15 protein-coding genes are annotated in these 17,251 nt (G+C 58.5%); 8 read left to right on the forward strand and 7 right to left on the reverse strand.

All coding sequences use genetic code 11. The features are described from left to right. Positions 1-93: 93 nt before the first annotated feature. On the forward strand, positions 94-1,797 hold the full coding sequence (locus A9G06_RS08870) for an amidase (RefSeq protein WP_069554978.1): 1,704 nt from the start codon (positions 94-96) through the stop codon (positions 1,795-1,797). 238 nt (positions 1,798-2,035) lie between these two features. Here the strand turns inward: A9G06_RS08870 and A9G06_RS21450 are convergent, their stop codons facing one another. Genes A9G06_RS21450 through A9G06_RS21455 form a run of 3 tightly spaced genes read right to left on the reverse strand, consistent with a single transcriptional unit; the run spans position 2,036 to position 3,531 of the window. Then, complete coding sequence (locus A9G06_RS21450; RefSeq protein ID WP_083243758.1) at positions 2,036-2,974, reverse strand: ImmA/IrrE family metallo-endopeptidase; 939 nt, start codon at positions 2,972-2,974, stop codon at positions 2,036-2,038. Continuing rightward, complete coding sequence (locus A9G06_RS08875) at positions 2,971-3,282, reverse strand: hypothetical protein (protein ID WP_069554979.1); 312 nt, start codon at positions 3,280-3,282, stop codon at positions 2,971-2,973. Before A9G06_RS08875 ends, A9G06_RS21450 begins: the two co-directional genes overlap by 4 nt. Positions 3,283-3,291: 9 nt before the next feature. Continuing rightward, positions 3,292-3,531 (reverse strand): colicin E3/pyocin S6 family cytotoxin, encoded by a 240-nt coding sequence (locus tag A9G06_RS21455; protein WP_083243759.1) that lies wholly within the window; start codon positions 3,529-3,531, stop codon positions 3,292-3,294. Between the two features lie 424 nt (positions 3,532-3,955). Here A9G06_RS21455 and A9G06_RS08880 point away from each other — a divergent pair, with 424 nt between their 5' ends. Then, positions 3,956-4,720: a CphA family subclass B2 metallo-beta-lactamase gene (locus A9G06_RS08880; RefSeq protein WP_083243760.1), complete on the forward strand. Its 765-nt coding sequence runs from the start codon at positions 3,956-3,958 to the stop codon at positions 4,718-4,720. A gap of 215 nt (positions 4,721-4,935) precedes the next feature. Beyond that, positions 4,936-6,207: a hypothetical protein gene (locus A9G06_RS08885; protein WP_069554981.1), complete on the forward strand. Its 1,272-nt coding sequence runs from the start codon at positions 4,936-4,938 to the stop codon at positions 6,205-6,207. Positions 6,208-6,289: 82 nt separating this feature from the next. On the opposite strand, the gene A9G06_RS08890 is transcribed toward A9G06_RS08885, so the two are convergent. The 3 genes from A9G06_RS08890 to A9G06_RS08900 all read right to left on the reverse strand — a co-directional run bounded on the left by A9G06_RS08890 (position 6,290) and on the right by A9G06_RS08900 (position 9,734). After that, the gene (locus A9G06_RS08890) at positions 6,290-7,540 is read right to left on the reverse strand and encodes a DEAD/DEAH box helicase (protein WP_069554982.1); all 1,251 of its coding nucleotides are present in this window, start codon (positions 7,538-7,540) and stop codon (positions 6,290-6,292) included. A gap of 97 nt (positions 7,541-7,637) precedes the next feature. Beyond that, on the reverse strand, positions 7,638-9,143 hold the full coding sequence (locus tag A9G06_RS08895; protein WP_069554983.1) for a GGDEF domain-containing protein: 1,506 nt from the start codon (positions 9,141-9,143) through the stop codon (positions 7,638-7,640). Between the two features lie 126 nt (positions 9,144-9,269). Continuing rightward, positions 9,270-9,734, reverse strand: a complete 465-nt coding sequence (locus A9G06_RS08900; RefSeq protein ID WP_069554984.1) for a hypothetical protein — start codon at positions 9,732-9,734, stop codon at positions 9,270-9,272. A 198-nt stretch (positions 9,735-9,932) separates the two neighbouring features. On the opposite strand from A9G06_RS08900, the gene A9G06_RS08905 reads away from it, so the two are divergent. Together A9G06_RS08905 and A9G06_RS08910 are read left to right on the forward strand one after the other, a co-directional pair. Next, positions 9,933-10,841 carry an S-adenosyl-l-methionine hydroxide adenosyltransferase family protein gene (locus tag A9G06_RS08905; protein ID WP_069554985.1) on the forward strand — a complete coding sequence of 303 codons (909 nt, stop codon included), beginning with the start codon at positions 9,933-9,935 and terminating at the stop codon, positions 10,839-10,841. Positions 10,842-11,032: 191 nt separating this feature from the next. Next, positions 11,033-14,071 carry a cytochrome c peroxidase gene (locus tag A9G06_RS08910; RefSeq protein ID WP_069554986.1) on the forward strand — a complete coding sequence of 1,013 codons (3,039 nt, stop codon included), beginning with the start codon at positions 11,033-11,035 and terminating at the stop codon, positions 14,069-14,071. A 71-nt stretch (positions 14,072-14,142) separates the two neighbouring features. Here the strand turns inward: A9G06_RS08910 and A9G06_RS08915 are convergent, their stop codons facing one another. Beyond that, positions 14,143-14,703 carry a carbonate dehydratase gene (locus A9G06_RS08915; RefSeq protein ID WP_005343397.1) on the reverse strand — a complete coding sequence of 187 codons (561 nt, stop codon included), beginning with the start codon at positions 14,701-14,703 and terminating at the stop codon, positions 14,143-14,145. Positions 14,704-14,906: 203 nt separating this feature from the next. Between A9G06_RS08915 and A9G06_RS08920 the strand changes: the two genes are divergently transcribed. The 3 genes from A9G06_RS08920 (at position 14,907) to A9G06_RS08930 (ending at position 16,942) form a co-directional block, all read left to right on the forward strand. After that, a complete protein-coding gene (locus A9G06_RS08920; protein ID WP_069554987.1) occupies positions 14,907-15,548 on the forward strand; it encodes a ribonuclease in 642 nt (213 codons plus the stop codon). A 72-nt stretch (positions 15,549-15,620) separates the two neighbouring features. After that, positions 15,621-15,899, forward strand: coding sequence for a Pathogenicity locus (locus A9G06_RS08925; RefSeq protein ID WP_069554988.1), 279 nt, complete (start codon positions 15,621-15,623; stop codon positions 15,897-15,899). Next, the gene (locus tag A9G06_RS08930) at positions 15,896-16,942 is read left to right on the forward strand and encodes a nitronate monooxygenase (protein WP_069554989.1); all 1,047 of its coding nucleotides are present in this window, start codon (positions 15,896-15,898) and stop codon (positions 16,940-16,942) included. The genes A9G06_RS08925 and A9G06_RS08930 overlap by 4 nt, the downstream gene beginning before the upstream one ends. Positions 16,943-17,251 lie beyond the last annotated feature (309 nt).

A 17,251-nucleotide genomic window follows, 5' to 3' on the forward strand; every position in this document is an offset into this window, starting at 1 on the left:
TCAGTGGGGTTTTATCCCTTGATAGTGTGATGGTCGTATGCGCAGATGCGGCGATCATCATGATAAACAGTCACCCTTTTACAGGAGATCCCCATGATCGAAGTGACCGAGGTTTCCATTGCCGAGCTGCGTGCCGCGCTCGAATCAGGCCGCACCACAGCGGTCGAACTGGTCAAGGCCTATCTGGCACGTATCGAGGCCTACAACGGCCCCGAGACTGCCACCAAACTCAATGCCGTGGTGGTCGCCAATCCCGATGCGCTGAAAGAGGCCGAGGCTTCCGATGCCCGCCGCGCCCGTGGCGAGACCCTGGGGCCGCTCGACGGCATCCCCTACACCGCCAAAGACAGCTATCTGGTCAAGGGGCTGACTGCCGCCTCCGGCAGCCCTGCCTTCAAGGATCTGGTGGCCCAGCGCGATGCCTTTACCGTCGAGCGCCTGCGCGCTGCCGGTGCTATCTGCCTTGGCAAAACCAATATGCCGCCGATGGCCAATGGCGGTATGCAGCGCGGCGTCTATGGCCGTGCCGAGAGCCCCTACAACGCCGACTACCTGACTGCGCCGTTTGCCTCCGGCTCCTCCAACGGGGCCGGTACCGCCACCGCCGCCAGCTTCTCCGCCTTTGGTCTGGCCGAAGAGACCTGGTCGAGCGGCCGTGGCCCGGCCTCCAACAACGGCCTCTGCGCCTACACCCCGTCCCGTGGCGTGATTTCGGTGCGCGGCAACTGGCCGCTGACTCCGACCATGGATGTGGTGGTGCCCTATGCCCGCACCATGAATGATCTGCTGGAAGTACTCGACGTAGTGGTCGCCGACGATGCCGACACCCGTGGCGATCTGTGGCGCCTGCAGCCCTGGGTGCAGCTGCCCAAGGCTTCCGAAGTGCGTCCGGCTTCCTATCTGGATCTGGCTGCCAAGGCCGATGCCCTCAAGGGCAAGCGCCTCGGCGTGCCGCGCATGTTTATCAACAAGGATGAACTGGCCGGCACCAGCGAAAACCCCGGTATCGGCGGCCCGACCGGTCAGCGCATTCATACCCGCGAGACCGTGATCGCCCTCTGGGAAGATGCGCGCAAGGCGCTGGAAGCCGCTGGCGCCGAAGTTATCGAAGTGGACTTCCCGTTGGTCTCCAACTGCGAAGGGGACAGACCCGGCGCGCCGACCGTGTTCAATCGCGGTATCGTGAGTCCGGAGTTTCTCAACGACGAGCTGTGGGAGCTCTCCGGCTGGGCGTTCGACGACTTCCTGCGCGCCAACGGCGATCCCAAGCTCAACAAGCTGGCCGATGTCGATGGGCCGAAGATCTTCCCCCACGATCCGGGCACCCTGCCGAACCGCGAGGGCGATCTGGCGGCGGGCATGGACGAGTACGTCAATATGGCCAAGCGCGGCCTGAAATCCTGGGACGAGATCGTCACAGTGCCGGATGGCCTGCGTGGGCTGGAGAAGACCCGCAAGCTGGATCTGGAAGACTGGATGGACGGGCTCAAGCTCGACGCCGTGCTGTTCCCCACCGTCGCCGACGTCGCCCCGGCTGATGCGGATGTGAATCCGGCCTCCGCCGATATCGCCTGGAGCAACGGCATCTGGGTTGCCAACGGCAACCTCGCTATTCGCCACCTCGGCGTACCGACCGTCACCGTCCCCATGGGGGTGATGGCCGATATCGGTATGCCGGTGGGGCTGACCTTCGCCGGTCGCGCCTATGACGACAACAACCTGCTGCGTTTTGCCTCGGCCTTCGAGTCCACCGGCAGCAAGCGTATGGTGCCGCCGCGCACGCCGCCGTTGGGGTGATTGTACTCAGGCATTGAACAATCGGGGCTCGCCTCGTTATAACGAAATAAAAACCACCTGTTATCTGGGTGGTTATTTGTTTTGCGTATTTGTGAAAATTCAAGTGCTCTATTGGTGAATAGACTTTTCCTTACATGTTATTTTATGAATGCCATTGATGGTAAAGGTCCCGCAAATACAATATAATTAAAAAGTTTCATTAAAAAATGTGAATTATAGATAGTGTATAAAGAGCGTATTAACGTTTGTTTTTTTTCATTAGCTCTCTGATTCTTTTAATTACATATTGAGGGAACAATGGGTGAGAAACTATATCATCATACTTACCTCTCCCATCATATGCTTGAATAACTAGAGAGCAGAGTTCACTCTCTGATTTTTCTTTGTTAGGAGCATATCTAGATGGTAGAATGGCATTTATGCTACTCAGAAGTTGTAACTTCCCAGTATCATTTAAAATTTCGTTTATAATCTCTCTCCATGGTCTAGGATCTATTTCTTCAATAGTCACTCTCTCAAAAAACCATGATTTATAACGTCGGTCTCCAAGAAAAAAAATCTCTTCGGATGCAGCGGTTAAGAAAATTCTATCCTTAATAATATTTTTCCCCTGGAGTGATGCAGAGGATGGTGCAGAGCTTGTACGGTATTCCTTTATTAGATTACCATTACAATCAATCCATGCGCAGATTATGGGGGTATGGATTACTTTGAAAATTTTAATGAAAGCTGCGTCTCGCGACACACTCGTATCCATCAGTACTTTTTTTATCAATGATTCGAAAGTTGTAAACTCCTTTGTTAGTTCATGAAGCCAAGCCTTAGGTACCAATAGCTCGGATGCAAAGAGGTTGGCCTCTGATTCCATTTCCATATATTCAAAATGGGAATCTATACTTCCAAGATGAGAAACTATTGTTCCTGTATGCCATGGTATTATTATATGACCTAGCTCATGTGCCAGAGTAAACTTTCTCCTTGTTTCTGGAGCATTAGAATTTATCAAAACTTGGGGCTTTTGGTCTCCGCCAATTCCTATGGTGATTCCATCGACAGAAAATGGAAAATGATGATATTCCACATTTGCATATTCAGAGACTAAAGCATCCAAGTCAAATGGAGGCTTCAGTTTATGTCTATCGAGTAGACGGGCTGCCATTTTCTCTACAGGACTCACTGTATTTTACCAATTCTTTTTAACCAGATTTCTATAAGCTTAGCTTCTTCGATGGTTTCTGCTCTTGCAGCTAGAGATAATCTCTTTTGATTAAGCTCAATGTCAAATGTAGTCCCGTGTTTTCTTGCGGATAAAATAAATGGCAAAATTGATGGCTTAGTTGCCCATACAGAATATTCATCCCAGCTCATTCCTAGATATTCATGTAGCTCCACGGTTATATTTTCATTATCATGCCAATCGTCAACAAAATGATCTATTTCGTCTTCTAATACATCACCATTAAGGCATAGATCTACAAAGTTCATATTGTTCTCCTAGTTCTGCTTGCTAATTTTACGTCCCTTGACGGGAGGTTTTATGAGCACTCCAGTTTGAGGGCAAGCAGCACCTAAATGACGTCCGTTTTTGTTGAACACCTCTATCTCACCATGAAGCGCATCCCATGTGTAATAAATGTTGTCTTTGTCGTCTTTAAACACTTTCCTTCCATTCTCTATACCGACAACTCTCAGCAAATCTAATATAGATGGTTTAGGAATTGGTAATCCACCCAAGTTGGAACTCCTTATGCCAGAGCTAGCTCCATTTTGATTACTATGACACTCACACCAAATTTTCGTCCAGTATAACAATGTCTGGTTTTGTATGAAGCCATGGAGTCAAGAAGTGTGATATGCCACAACTTCATGAGAGTCGCCTATCCAGTGTTTCACAGGCTCAATAGCAACCTCCGCCACTTGCAGGTTGCTGTTGAGCATAGCGAAGGGCTGTAGGTTCGAATAGCGAAGCGTATTCGGACGTTCGCGCACAGGAGGTCGCCGCCGATTTTCCGGACTTTCCCCTGACTTCCCCCTGACTTCACCCAGACTTCACACAACCTCATTTTCCCCTCACAAATCCCCCGTATCTTCTGCCCACTGCTTAAAAGGCCCGGCTTGCCACAGGGGTGGCGAGGGGCGGTTGGTTCGAGGGAGCAAGATGATGAAAGGTTGGATGAAGTGCGGCTTGGCCGGGGCTGTGGTGCTGATGGCGAGTTTCTGGGGTGGCAGCGTGCGGGCGGCAGGGATCTCCCTCAAGCAGGTGAGCGGCCCTGTCTATGTTGTTGAAGATAACTACTACGTCAAAGAGAACTCCATGGTCTATTTCGGGGCCAAGGGGGTGACGGTGGTGGGGGCGACCTGGACGCCGGATACCGCTCGCGAGCTGCACAAGCTGATCAAACGGGTCAGCAGCAAGCCGGTGCTGGAGGTGATCAATACCAACTACCACACCGATCGGGCGGGCGGTAACGCCTACTGGAAGTCCATCGGGGCCAAGGTGGTGGCGACGCGCCAGACCCGGGATCTGATGAAGAGCGACTGGGCCGAGATTGTCGCCTTTACCCGCAAGGGGCTGCCGGAGTATCCGGATCTGCCGCTGGTACTGCCCAACGTGGTGCACGATGGTGACTTCAAGCTGCAAGATGGCAAGGTGCGCGCTTTCTACGCAGGCCCGGCCCATACGCCGGACGGCATCTTTGTCTACTTCCCCGACGAGCAGGTGCTCTATGGCAACTGCATCCTCAAGGAGAAGCTGGGCAACCTGAGCTTTGCCAATGTGAAGGAGTATCCGCAGACCATCGAGCGACTGAAAGCGATGAAGCTGCCGATCAAGACGGTGATTGGCGGCCACGATTCGCCGCTGCACGGCCCCGAGTTGATTGATCACTATGAAGAGCTGATCAAGGCAGTGCCGCAGTCATAAGGGTTGCGCGACAGACTGGCAGCAAGCCGTGCCATCGCTGCAATCAGCAGCCATAACGGCACACCACAAAACGCCCGCTTTCAGGAAATAAGCGGGCGTTTTGCGTTTGTGGTTTTTTGGGTGGCTGTGAGTGCGTGGTATTAACGCTGTTCAAGGGGAGTGGGCTTTCATAAGATGGCCTTCTCTCTTTTCCCTGAAAGTTATCCATTTTCGTTATGCAATACGCCTCTCTCGCGCGCCTCAAGCAGGCCTTTATCACCGGGATGTGGGCCTCGCTGGTCAGCATCGTTATCGGCTTCGCCTTCAAGGTGTGGCTGGCGCAGTGGGTCGCCAAGGGGGAGCTGGCGCTGTTCAACAGCGTGGTGGATTTGATCTCCCTCTCTTTTATCCTGATGACAGGTTTTCGCTCCTCCATGGTGGTGAGCTACTCCCAGACCAAGAACGATCGGGACATCATCAATATCTTTCGCTACTTCCTCATCGGCATCGTGCTGCTCACCTGGGGGGCGGTGATCCCCTATATCAAGCACGGGCTCCATATCCGGGTGGAGTATCTGCAACTGGTGGGGGTCATCTTCGGGCTGGGGCTCAAGGTCTACTTCACCAATCTGGTGGCCATGTACCGGATGTATGCGCTCTCCAACCGGGTCACCGGGCTGGAGCCGCTGGCCAACGGTCTGCTGTTTATGGCCTGTTACTTTGGGCTGGGGATGGATGCGCTTCCTTCGCTCTTCTACGGGCTGACCTTCTCCTCGCTCGCCATCGCCGGTTATATGTATGTTTCGCGTCGTCGGGCCATCGCCACCAAGCCGCTCGCCAAGGTGGCGCTCGGCCCCGAGATGGTGAGCTATGTGAAGAAGAGCTTTACCGCCTCGCTGGAGGCGGGGGCCAGCATCCTGATGATTTACATCACCGTGCTGCTCACCATCCGCCACTTCAGCATCGACGAGCTGGGGGATTTTCAGGTGGTGGTGCGTCCCATCTTCACCTATATGACAACCTTGTTTGTCTTCCCCATCTACCGCTTTGTGCTGCCTGAGCTGGCGGTCAATCTGCGCAATGGCGATCACCGCCAGATAAGGCTGATCCGGCGCTGGATCTTCCGCCTCTCCGCCATCGTCAGTCTGGCCTTCTTTGGCTTGATGCTGCTGGCGGGCAAGCCGCTGGTATTGCTGTTCTTCCCCGCCGACTACGTGGGGGCTGTGCCTGTGCTGTTCCACTTCTCCATTTTCTTCATTTTTATGATGCTCAACGGCTATCAGCTCGCCTATATCAAGGCTCACGGTCACTTTACCCAGAGTTTGCTGATCCGGCTGACAGGCATAGTGGCGCTGGTCGCTGCCTACTATCTGGTGGCCGAGTTCACCGCCAATGTGGTGGCGATTATCGTGGCGCTGGGCCTCGGCTATATGGTGATGTTTATCCTCTCGACCCTGGCGGAGCGGCAGATCTTGCGATCCCTGCCACTGGTGCTGGCGACCCGCTAGGGGTCACTCGTCAGAGCTGGCTTTGGTCAGATAACAAAAAACGCCCGTGCGGGCGTTTTTTTGTTGGCAGCTCAGGGGCGGCTTAACGCTTGCCCTTGCCACACTTGTTGCCAGCGAGCGCCTGCTTTCTGGCGCGCTGCTTCTGGGCCGCCTTGCTGTTGCGGCGCGGCTCGGGCTCGAAGCGGGTGAGGTCCGGCTCAAAGCCCGGGAACCACTGTTGGGGCAGGCGAGTGTCGAGCACCGCTTCCACTTTTTCCAGCAGCGGTGCATCTTCCGGGCTGAACAGGGTAATGGCGAGCCCCTTGTTGCCGGCACGGCCGGTGCGCCCGATACGGTGGACGTAATCCTCCGCCACAAACGGGAATTCGAGGTTAATCACGTAATTGAGGTCCGTGATATCGAGGCCGCGGGCCGCCACGTCGGTGGCGACCAGCGCCTGCAGGGTGCCAGCGCGAAACTCCAGCAGCACTTTTTCACGCGCGCTTTGCGACAGATCGCCGTGGAAGGCCAGCGCATTGATGCCCGCCTTGCCAAGCTGCTGGGCCAGCTTGTCCGCCCCCTGGCGGGTGCGGCTGAAGATAAGCGCCGGTGCCCAGCCTTTCACTTTCAGCATGTGTTCGACCAGCGCCAGCTTGCGATCGCTGTCCACCGTGTAGACCCGCTGCTCCACCTCGGCCGCCGTGGTGTTGCGTGGTGCCACTTCAATCAACTCGGGGTCGCGTAGCAGCACCTTACTCAAGGCAAACAGGTTGTCGTCGCAGGTGGCGGAGAAGAGCAGGGTCTGGCGATCCGCCGGGATCTGTTTCAGCAGGGCTGTGATCTCGTCCATAAACCCCATGTCGAGCATCCGATCCGCCTCGTCAAACACCAGATGGCGGAGGTGCTCAAGGCTCAAGGCCCCCTGACGCAGATGGTCGAGCAGCCGACCCGGGGTGGCGATCAGCAAATCCACCCCGGCTTGAAGCGCCGCGACCTGCGCCGCAATGCTCACCCCGCCGTAGACTTGCGTGCTGGTGAGACCGGTGCCTTGGCTGTAGCGCGCCACGCTCTCGGCGACCTGCACCGCCAGCTCGCGGGTCGGCACCAGCACCAGCGCACGGATTGGGCGGGGGGATTCTGCTTGCGGCTGCGCCAGCAGTTGCTCCAGCAGCGGCAGCACAAAGGCGGCGGTCTTGCCGGTTCCGGTCTGGGCACCCGCCATCAGATCCCGCCCCGCCAGAATGACGGGGATGGCGCGGGCCTGAATGGGGGTGGGCGCGGCATAGCCGAGCTCGGTCAGGGTCTGCTGCAGACGGGGGGAGAGGGCCAGTTCGGCAAAGGAGGCTGTGGACATAGGGGCACCAGTCGGGGTTATCGCGGCCTGCGGCCACGATGCAGTGAGTGATCGTGGCCGCGATGGTAGCAGAAGCAGGGGGACCGGCAGAAGGCGGCTATGCCTCTGCGTCGTCCGGCAACGGGCGGATCAGCCGGATCGTCTTGCCCTCGTAGCAGGCGATGTTGTGCTTGCCGTGCTGTTTGACGTGGTAGAGCAGCTCATCGGCCAGATGCACCGCCTCGGTGACGGTGAGGTAGTCGCGAATGCGGATCACCCCGGCGGAGAAGGTGATGGGGGGGGGCAGCTCGGGGATCCCCAATGGCCGATCCAGCAGGCGGCCAGCGGAGTGGATCATCATCTCGTCATCCTCCATCCCCTTGAACAGCACGATAAACTCCTCGCCACCCCAACGGATGGCGCTGTCCACCTTGCGGATATTGCTTCTGAGGTGGCGGGCAAAGGCGACCAGTGCCAGATCACCGATGCCATGGCCATAGGTGTCGTTGATCGACTTGAAGTTGTCGATATCGAGGATCATCAGGTAGTCGTGCTCATGGAGCAGGCTCTGACTGAGCACATCCCTGCGTGGCAGTCGGGTCAGATGGTCGGTGTGCGCCATTGTTCGCAGTCGCTGGTAGAGCTGCTTCCAGACAATCATGCCCAGCAACAGCACGATGAGATAGACCTTGAACGCTGCACTGTGAAAGGCCAGTTTGATGAAATCGAGCCAGCAGTAGGACCACTTCAAATAGAGATCTTCCCCCGCCTTGGTGCGCATAAAGGGTTTGCTCAGGCAGAAGTGCCAGGAACGGCAGGGCTCGGCAGCCTCAAACGAGATATCGGTGCGGGTCGGGTTAACAGTGTCGAAGGGTTGCAGCACATCGCTAAACGCCTCATCGACGGCGATGTCGATGCTGAGCAACCCGTATTTGTAGCCGCCACGCCCCGACTGATGAATGAAGGGGAAGCTCATCACTATGGTGTTGCGCATGCTGAAGGGGTCGATACCGATATCGGAGACAAAGGCCTCATCGGCGCTGCAGAAGGGTCGGCCGGGTGTAAAGCTGGCGCAACCGAAGTAGTGATACCAGGCAGGCAGGGTCATCAAATCCATCTTGATCGGCGCCAGTCTGGCGGGCAGCAGCTTGTTGTCGGCCACCATGCCGATCAGCCGGTAGTCGTTCCAGATGGTGTAGATATTGATCACCTCCGGATAGGAGAGGGCATAGCGGAAGGTGTTGAGGATATTGGCGGCCGGGTATTGCAGGGGCACATCGGCAAAGCGGTCCTTGCTTCTCAGGTCGTAGCCATAGAGGTAGTTGGTGTTCGCTTTGTTGTTTACGAGGTCGGTGGGGGTCTCCAGCGACCGCTGGTAGGCAAGATAGCTGGTGATGTTCTCCACCTCGAGGATTTTGGCCCGCTGGTAGAAGACCTCGAACACGTTCTTCTGCTTGGCTGTGATGAGCTCCATATCGTGCCGCAGGCTCTGATAGGTGTAATAGAAGACGCAGCCCAATCCGGTGAGGGCGAGCAGGGCCAGCCCGAGCACTTTGACGATGAACTGGCGAGTAGACGCCGATGGCCAGTGAAGAGTTGGGGATTTACCTGAAAATAAGGTCATAGGAGTCTGGGTGCGGTACCGATAGGGGCGTGAGCGCCATATGGGCAAAGTATACGCGAAGGAAATCCCGACAGGATCCACCGACAAACCTTGCCTGAAGCTGAAGACCTCACCACTTATTTATCCCTACTCCACGATCAGCACTCTCTCGCTGGCCAGATGGTGCAGCCACTCCCTGACGATCAGCAGCACGGCGGCAAAGTGCTCGTCGCGGGGCAGCAAGCTGGCGGCGAGGGGATCCCCTTCCGCCATGGCGGCCAGCTGGCCAAAGGCTTGCTCCACCAGCTCCCGGTCGAGCTGGTTGTCCCCCAGCGCTTCGGCCAGCGACGGCTGGCTGCGCAGGGTCAGCTGCAAGCCGGGCGGGATCTGCGGGGCGATGCGCATCAGCTCATCTTCCACCACCATGATGGCCCGCTCCAGTTCGAGCGGGGTGGGTGGCGCGTGGCGAAACGGTCCGGGCTGGATGGCGTGAGTGCCAAAGGCCAGCGGGTAGTGTGATGGGGCCGCATCTGGCTGGCTCAGCCAGAGTTGGCTGCTCTGTTCACCAATCTCCAGCAGCAGGGTCATCATCTCCGGTTCGGGTTGTGTCATGGTGCTGAGCTCCTGTATTGTAAACGTTTTCCCATTCTGCCTTTGATACCCCCGCCGCCGACGTTTGGCGAGCACAATTTCTGCGAGTCGTCCCTCACTTTGTTGCAAACCCCTTGCAAAAAAATCCATTGGTGGCAGTCTGGATGTCTAAACGGCTGTCGCCGTTTCGTTATCCTCAGATGATTCAGGAGTTCAGATATGGATATTCGCACCGCTCCCCGCGCCATCGCGCTCGCCCTCATGCTGGCCAGCGGCATCGCCGCCGCCAACGAAGCGCTGGTGATCCAGACCGATTTCGGCCTCAAAGATGGCGCCGTGTCGGCCATGAAGGGGGTTGCCTTCGGGGTGGATCGCACCCTGCCGCTCTATGACCTGACCCACGAGATCCCGGCTTACAACATTTGGGAAGCCTCCTACCGCCTCTACCAGACCCTGCAGTATTGGCCCAAGGGGACTGTGTTTGTCAGCGTGGTTGATCCCGGTGTCGGCACCGAGCGCAAGTCAGTGGTGCTCAAGACCAAGAGCGGCCACTACATCGTGACTCCGGACAACGGCACTTTGACCCTGGTGGCCGAGCACTTCGGCATCGAGGCGGTACGCCAGATTGACGAGAAGCTCAACCGCCTCAAGGGCTCCGAGAAGTCCTACACCTTCCATGGCCGCGATGTGTACGCCTATACCGGCGCACGGCTCGCCTCCGGCGCCATCAGCTATGAGCAGGTTGGCCCGCTGCTGCCCGCCGAAGTGGTGAAGATCCCCTATCAGCCTGCGGTCGCCGAGAAAGATGGCACCCTCAAGGGCACCATCCCGATCCTCGATGTGCAGTATGGCAACGTCTGGACCAATATCGACGATGCGCTGCTGACCAAGGCGGGGATCAACAAGGGGGATAACGCTTGCATCAAGATCCGCGAAGGGGATGCGGTCAAATATGACGGCAAGGCCCCTTACGTCAGCAGCTTCGGTGATGTGCCGGAAGGTCAGCCGCTGGTCTACCTCAACAGCTTGCTGCAGGTGTCGGTGGCGTTGAACATGGACAGCTTCGCCGCCAAGCATCAGGTGCAATCCGGCGCCAACTGGCATATCAGCCTGAAGAAGTGCACCTGAAGATTGTCGGGTTTTCGACAATCGGGTTTGAAGCAAGAGAGGGCAGCAAAAGAGGCTGCCCTCTCTCATTGGGTGGTAAGGCGTTGCTGATAAGGAGTTGTTGTCAAAAAGCATATCAATTGAATGTAATTGATAATGATTGGTATTTGGTTGGATAATCGCGCACTTGTCTGACCACCTAACCATAACGAATGAAAACCAGCCTTTTACTGCTCAGCCTGCTGGCCCTGACCGCATGCAATGACAATCACAGCAATACGTCGGTGCCCCCCTCACCCGATGTGACCCCGCCGGTCGTCAAGCCGACCGAACCGCCCATCACGCCACCAACAGTGCCGCCGGAAACTCATACCCGGGTACCTCTGACCATTGAGGTCAATGTAGCCGATCGGCTGGGGGTGGGGGCACAGCTCGAGGTGAGACAGGTCACCACCGGGATCCGTGTGCAACAGGCCATCGAACCAGGTCAACCTGTCAGCATCACCTTGCCAGCAGGTCTGCAACTGGATCAGCCGCTGGAGCTGCTCGGTAGCGACGAGGGCTATCTGCTGCGTGCGGTATCGGTGCGAGTGGCGGATCTCTCGGCCGGGATCACTCTGGCGCGCCGCAACAGCGTGCCACGGCTGGGATTGAACGAGGAGGAGACAGCGCTCTTCCTGCTGGCGGATCAGAGCGGGGATGGTTCCCTCAATCAGGCCGAGTGGGGCAGGGCAGAGGAGATCCGCCTGCAACAACAGGCGGCCATTGAGGATTACGCTGCTTTCCTGCTGGCCCAGCGCCAGCCGGGTGCCGTGCTCGACTATGTCGATAGCTGGCAGATGTTGCTGGCCCTGCGCGATGACAAGCAGGCGCGCAGCTGGTATCAGCGCAGCAACAGCGCCCAGATCCAGTCCGCCCGTACCCAGCTCTATCCCGCCAATCCCAGCCAGCCGGACGAGCCGGAGACGGCAGATCTGCTGCGCCTCGATGAGCAGGGGCTGCTGGTGGTGCGTGGCCCCTGGCAGTGCCTGCACGATGTGCGCACGGTCAGCGGGGTCAAGGGCAGCCAGTACTGGCTTTATGGCAGTGACACCAGTGCATTGAAGATTGCCAGCCAGCCACAACTGGCTGCGGGGCTGACCGCTTGCGGCCGCAGCGACTGGCGCCTGCCGACCCTCACCGAGTTCGAACGGCTGCTGAGCAGTGACAAGTCGGCATGGCGCTATCCCAATACCTTTGCTGTTGGCCTGCCCGCCCAGATCTGGCTGCAGGATGGTGCGGGTCAACCCCGTCTCTATCAACTGGCGACCCGAACCTGGCTGGATGAGGGAGAGGGCAGTCTGCTCTGGTATGCGCTGGCACCCTATCCGGTGCGTCCCTCCGTGGTGCGCGACAGCAGCAAGCCGGACATGGCGGCCCTGCGCGCCCAATACAGCGGTTCATCGGCCCAATGGCCCGCCGCCTGGGTGGATGACGGGGTGGAATGGCAGGAGCTGGGGCCGCTGCCGGCGGTTCCTTTCCCGGCCGACAACCCCTATAGCCGGGCCAAGGTGGTGCTGGGTCAGCAGCTCTTTTTCGACAAGCAGCTCTCCAAGGGGCGGGATATCAGCTGTGCCAGTTGCCACGATCCGCAAAAGGGGTGGAGCGACGGCCTGAGCGTATCGGTCGGTCATCTGGGCCAGAAGGGCAATCGCAACGCTCCTTCCATCCTCAACAGCGCCTTCAGCTCGACCCAGTTTTGGGACGGGCGGGTCGCCACGCTGGAGGAGCAGTCGCTTCACCCGATCCAGAACCCCATCGAAATGGCGCTGAGTCATGACGAGCTGCTGGCCCGCTTGCAGGCCAGCCCCGACTATCAGGCTGCTTTTGCCACCGCCTTTGGCGATCAGGGGATCACGCTGGAGCGGATCGCCAAGGCGATCGCCACCTTCGAGCGCACCATCATCAGCCGTGACAGCGATTTTGAGCGCTTTGTCAAAGGGGATAGTCAGGCACTCAGTGACAAGGCGCTGTGGGGGATGCACCTCTACCGCACCGATGGCCGCTGCATGAACTGCCACTCCGGTCCGCTGCTGAGTCAGCACGGGTTCGAGAGTGTGGGGCTCACCTATTACGGTCGTGGCAAGCTGGAAGATCGCGGGCGCTTCCTGCAGACCCGCAACAAGGTGGACATCGGCCGCTTCAAGACCCCCGGCTTGCGGGACGTCGCCTTTACCGGCCCCTATATGCACAACGGCATCTTCCCGATCCTGGCCCAGCGTATCGGTGGTTCGGTGCAGGGGGTGGTGGCCATGTACAACTTTGGCGTGACCAAGTGGAGCAGCGGGGTCGGCTTCCCGACCGGTGTGGATCAATATGATCCCTTCTTCCCCAAAGCCTCCGATCACCTGCATGCCCTTGGCCTCAGCAACGACGAGCTGGATGCCATCGGCGAGTTTTTGCGCAGTGCCTCGGCCGAGTCGCGCCGCACTCCGGCCACTGTTGCCGAGCTGGGGGTGAGTGAGGCTGATGACCCGACTCCGGTGGGCGCGGTGATCACCGGATTGGCTGTGCTGCCTGCCCAGCCTCAGCTGGAAATGGGGCGCTCACTCAATCTGCAACTGCAGTGGCAACTGAGCGATGGCTCTCTCGGCCCGCTCGATGGGCCTGTTGAGTGGCGCAGCGAACAACCTGAGTTCGCCACCGTGAGTCCGCAGGGCGAGTTACGCGGTGTGGCGGTCGGTACGGCACGACTGGTGGCGACTACGGCTCGTCACACGTTGACCGTGACGGTGCAGGTGGTGGATGCCCAGCCCGATTTTGCCCGGGGCTGTCGTCAACCCGAGCTGGTGGCGGGCAAGCTGGCCTTTGTCTGCCAGCTGACCAGGGACGAGGCGGATCGTCTGCCCATCTCCTATGACGGTGTGAGCAGTGACAGCGATGGTGACTACAATCCCTTCCCGCTGGAGTATGTGACCATGGGTCAGGCGCGGGCGCGGGATTACTGCCAGCAGCTGGTGGCACGCGGTCATGATGACTGGCGTCTGCCGACCCGGGCCGAGCTGGAGGTGCTGTTTGCCGCTTACAACAAGGATGGCGCGACGGATCAGTTGCTTCAGCAGCAGGGGTGGCCGCTCTACAACCGCTACTGGAGCAGCGATGCGACTGCCAATGATGATGGTGAGCTGCCGCTGCTCGACCTGAGCACCGGCGACCTGTTGTGGGATCTGGCGGACGAGGCTCATGCCGCCACCTGCGTCAGGGCCATCTAGCCTTCATAGATAGTCAGATGAAAAACGGGCGCCTCGGCGCCCGTTTTGTTCTCTGGCAATAAAGAAAGGGATCAGAACTCGTTGGAGAGTGCCTTGTACCCTTTGACCAGATCGATATTGGTGTGAGCCACGTCCTCGGAGAATTCGGCGGCATCCACTGAGACACGCGGGATATGGGTCAGATCGCTCTGCTGGTTGATGCGAGTGGTGGAGGGGACGTAGAACTCCGGCGGCAGATCGCAGCCATCGATCACCGAGTTGTGACGCACCACGGCACCATCGCCGATATGGCAGTTGAACAGCACGCTGTTGAAGCCGATAAAGACCCGATTCCCCACTTCGCACGGCCCGTGGACGATGGAGCGGTGGGCAATGGAGGTGTATTCGCCGATGGTGACGGCGGCGCCGGATTTGGAGTGGATCACCACCCCGTCCTGAATGTTGGAGTTGGCGCCGATGACGATGGGTTCCATCTCGCCATTGGCATCCACTTCGTCGGCGCGGATCACCGCATAGGGGCCGACAAAGACATTCTCTTTGATGATCACCTTGCCGCAGATGATGGCGGTCTTGTCGATATAGGCGGATTCGTCGATGACAGGCAGATGGCCGGAGGGATTCTTGCGGATCATGTTACATCCTGTGGTTGCCAAGAGGGATTATCTGGTGGTGGACGAGGAGCCTACCGGTCGGTCAGCTTACCCCTGCTCGCCCTCTGGTGAAACCCCTGACTGGTCTGACCCTTGTCGCGCGGCGTCTCGGCATGGCTGTTTCCCACCGCCAGAATATGGGAGCATGGCTGTCATCCCGAGTCGCGTAAGGTGGACATATAAAGATGAAGAAGATGATTGCCCTGTTGGCGGGTGGTTTGTTGCTCTCCTCGGCCGTGCAGGCCAAAGGGGAGGCGGGGGAGTTTGATTATTACGCCATGGCGCTCTCCTGGTCGCCCGAGCATTGTGCCGTCAAACCGGCAGATCGGGACCAGTGTTCCCGCAAGCTGGGCTTTGTGCTGCACGGTCTCTGGCCCCAGTACGATCGCGGTTATCCCAGCAGTTGCACCCGCGAACGGCTCGATCCCGATATGGAGAGCGAGTTTGCCGATCTTTACCCCAGCCGCTTTCTCTATCGCCATGAGTGGGAGAAGCACGGCACCTGCTCCGGCTTGAGCCAGCAGGCCTTCCATCAGCTGGCAAGCGATCTGCGCCAGAAGGTGAAGATCCCGGCGGCTTATCAATCCCCGGAAGAGCCGCTGCGCAAAACCAGTTTCCAGCTCAAGGCCGATCTGGCGAGCGCCAACCAGTGGCTGGCCCCCGACAACATCACGGTGGCCTGCGCCGATGGTGGCCGCTTCCTGCGGGAGATCTACATCTGCGTCAATAAAGAGGGGACGGATGCGGTCACCTGCTCCGCCGAGATGCAAAAGCGCGAGCGCCGCTCCTGCGGTCAGCCGGACTTCCTGCTGCGCAGCGTGCGTTAAGCCTTCACTCTCTTCATCGGGCCCCTTGCGGGCCTGATGTTTAACCACAGCTATCGGAAAGGAGTCTGACAGATGGATGGCAACAACCGGTTTGGCCCGCAAGAGCGGGCAATGCTGCTCGGGGTGAAAGGGGTGGGGCCGACCGTTATCGGGCGGCTCGAACAGCTGGGCTACCATACCCTGACCGGATTGGCCGAGGCCGACACCACCCATATCGTCCAGCTGGTGGCCAGCATGCTGGGCTCGACTTGCTGGCAGAACAGCCCGAAGGCCCGCAGTGCCATCGACGGTGCCATCGCACTGGCCCGCGCACATCTGGCGGCGGATGCGACAAACGGGGTGAATGGATGAGCCTCTTTACCGAACTGGGGATGCGATATCCCATCATTCAGGCGCCAATGGCAGGTGTGCAGGGTAGCGAGCTGGCGCTGGCCGTGACCCGTGCGGGCGGCTTGGGCTCCTTGCCTGCCGCCATGCTCACGCCAGCGGAGCTGCGCAGCGAACTGGAGCGACTTGCCCAAAGCGGCCTTGGGCCATTTAACATCAACTTCTTCTGCCATCGGCAACGGGAACCGGATCCCGTTGCTCTGGCCCGCTGGCAGCAGTGCCTTTCACCCTACTACGCAGAGTTTGGTCTGGAGCATTCAGCTGTTACGACGGCACCAAGCCGTGCCCCCTTCAATGAGGTGCACGCCGCCATGGTAGCCGAGTTCAGACCTGCAGTGGTCAGCTTCCACTTCGGTTTGCCCGCGTCCGAGCTGCTTGCTCAGGTGAAAGCTGCGGGGGCCAGAGTTTTTGCCAGTGCCACTACGGTGGCGGAGGCCGTATGGCTCGCTCAACACGGCGCCGATGCCATCATCGCTCAGGGATTGGAGGCGGGTGGTCATCGCGGTCATTTCCTCTCCGATGATCTCGCCTTGCAGCAGAGCACCTTGACCCTGCTGGCGCAGATCCTCGCGGTGACCGATCTGCCGGTGATTGCCGCTGGCTGTATCGTCGATGGCAAGGGGATCGTCAACGCGCTGGCAATGGGGGCGAGCGCCGTGCAGATGGGCACTGCTTTTCTCTGCTGCCATGAAGCGACCACCTCGGCGCTGCATCGCGCCGCCATCCATTCACCAGAGGGCCAGCAGACGGCACTGACCAATCTGTTCAGTGGCCGCCCGGCGCGGGGTATCGTCAACCGTCTGATGCGTGAGCTGGGCCCGCTCTCGGATCTTGCCCCTCACTTCCCCTATGCCAGTGGCGCACTGGCACCGCTGCGCATCGCCGCCGAGAAGGCGGGGGACAGTGGCTTCTCTCCGCTCTGGGCTGGCCAGAATGTATCGGGCTGCAGGGAGCTTCCCGCCAGCGAGCTGATAGCGTGCTGGGTCAAAGAGGCTGGATTGGGATAAGCACTGCTATATACGCCTCTTTATATAGAAGTGGCCGTTGGTGCAGTGCGTCGGACGCGACGGTGCGGCGATGATGGATGAATGCCTGTCCCCTTGTGAGGCGCTTATCCGGTGACAAAACCCCGCATCCCACCCACTCCTGTGGGTAAGTCTGTATAAAGGCTGTGTGTTGATATGAATAACCAAGAAATTGCACTTTTTTGCAATTTTATTGCGGTAAAGCCTTGCCAATGTGAGCTGGATCTCTATAATGCGCCACATCGACGGGGCAAGCGGCAATGCAAACAGCCAGGTCGATAACCTCGCAAA

The organism is Aeromonas sp. DNP9 (assembly GCF_001728955.1).
Lineage (GTDB): Bacteria > Pseudomonadota > Gammaproteobacteria > Enterobacterales > Aeromonadaceae > Aeromonas > Aeromonas veronii.

Excerpts from the sequence above, each read along its gene's own strand:
- A9G06_RS08905 (WP_069554985.1), top strand. The coding sequence starts at position 9,933 with ATGGATATTCGCACCGCTCCCCGCGCCATCGCGCTCGCCCTCATGCTG.
- A9G06_RS08910 (WP_069554986.1), top strand. The coding sequence starts at position 11,033 with ATGAAAACCAGCCTTTTACTGCTCAGCCTGCTGGCCCTGACCGCATGC.
- A9G06_RS08875 (WP_069554979.1), bottom strand. The coding sequence starts at position 3,282 with ATGAACTTTGTAGATCTATGCCTTAATGGTGATGTATTAGAAGACGAA.
- A9G06_RS08920 (WP_069554987.1), top strand. The coding sequence starts at position 14,907 with ATGAAGAAGATGATTGCCCTGTTGGCGGGTGGTTTGTTGCTCTCCTCG.
- A9G06_RS08880 (WP_083243760.1), top strand. The coding sequence starts at position 3,956 with ATGATGAAAGGTTGGATGAAGTGCGGCTTGGCCGGGGCTGTGGTGCTG.
- A9G06_RS08915 (WP_005343397.1), bottom strand. The coding sequence starts at position 14,703 with ATGATCCGCAAGAATCCCTCCGGCCATCTGCCTGTCATCGACGAATCC.
- A9G06_RS08930 (WP_069554989.1), top strand. The coding sequence starts at position 15,896 with ATGAGCCTCTTTACCGAACTGGGGATGCGATATCCCATCATTCAGGCG.
- A9G06_RS08885 (WP_069554981.1), top strand. The coding sequence starts at position 4,936 with ATGCAATACGCCTCTCTCGCGCGCCTCAAGCAGGCCTTTATCACCGGG.
- A9G06_RS08900 (WP_069554984.1), bottom strand. The coding sequence starts at position 9,734 with ATGACACAACCCGAACCGGAGATGATGACCCTGCTGCTGGAGATTGGT.
- A9G06_RS08925 (WP_069554988.1), top strand. The coding sequence starts at position 15,621 with ATGGATGGCAACAACCGGTTTGGCCCGCAAGAGCGGGCAATGCTGCTC.
- A9G06_RS08870 (WP_069554978.1), top strand. The coding sequence starts at position 94 with ATGATCGAAGTGACCGAGGTTTCCATTGCCGAGCTGCGTGCCGCGCTC.
- A9G06_RS08890 (WP_069554982.1), bottom strand. The coding sequence starts at position 7,540 with ATGTCCACAGCCTCCTTTGCCGAACTGGCCCTCTCCCCCCGTCTGCAG.
- A9G06_RS08895 (WP_069554983.1), bottom strand. The coding sequence starts at position 9,143 with ATGACCTTATTTTCAGGTAAATCCCCAACTCTTCACTGGCCATCGGCG.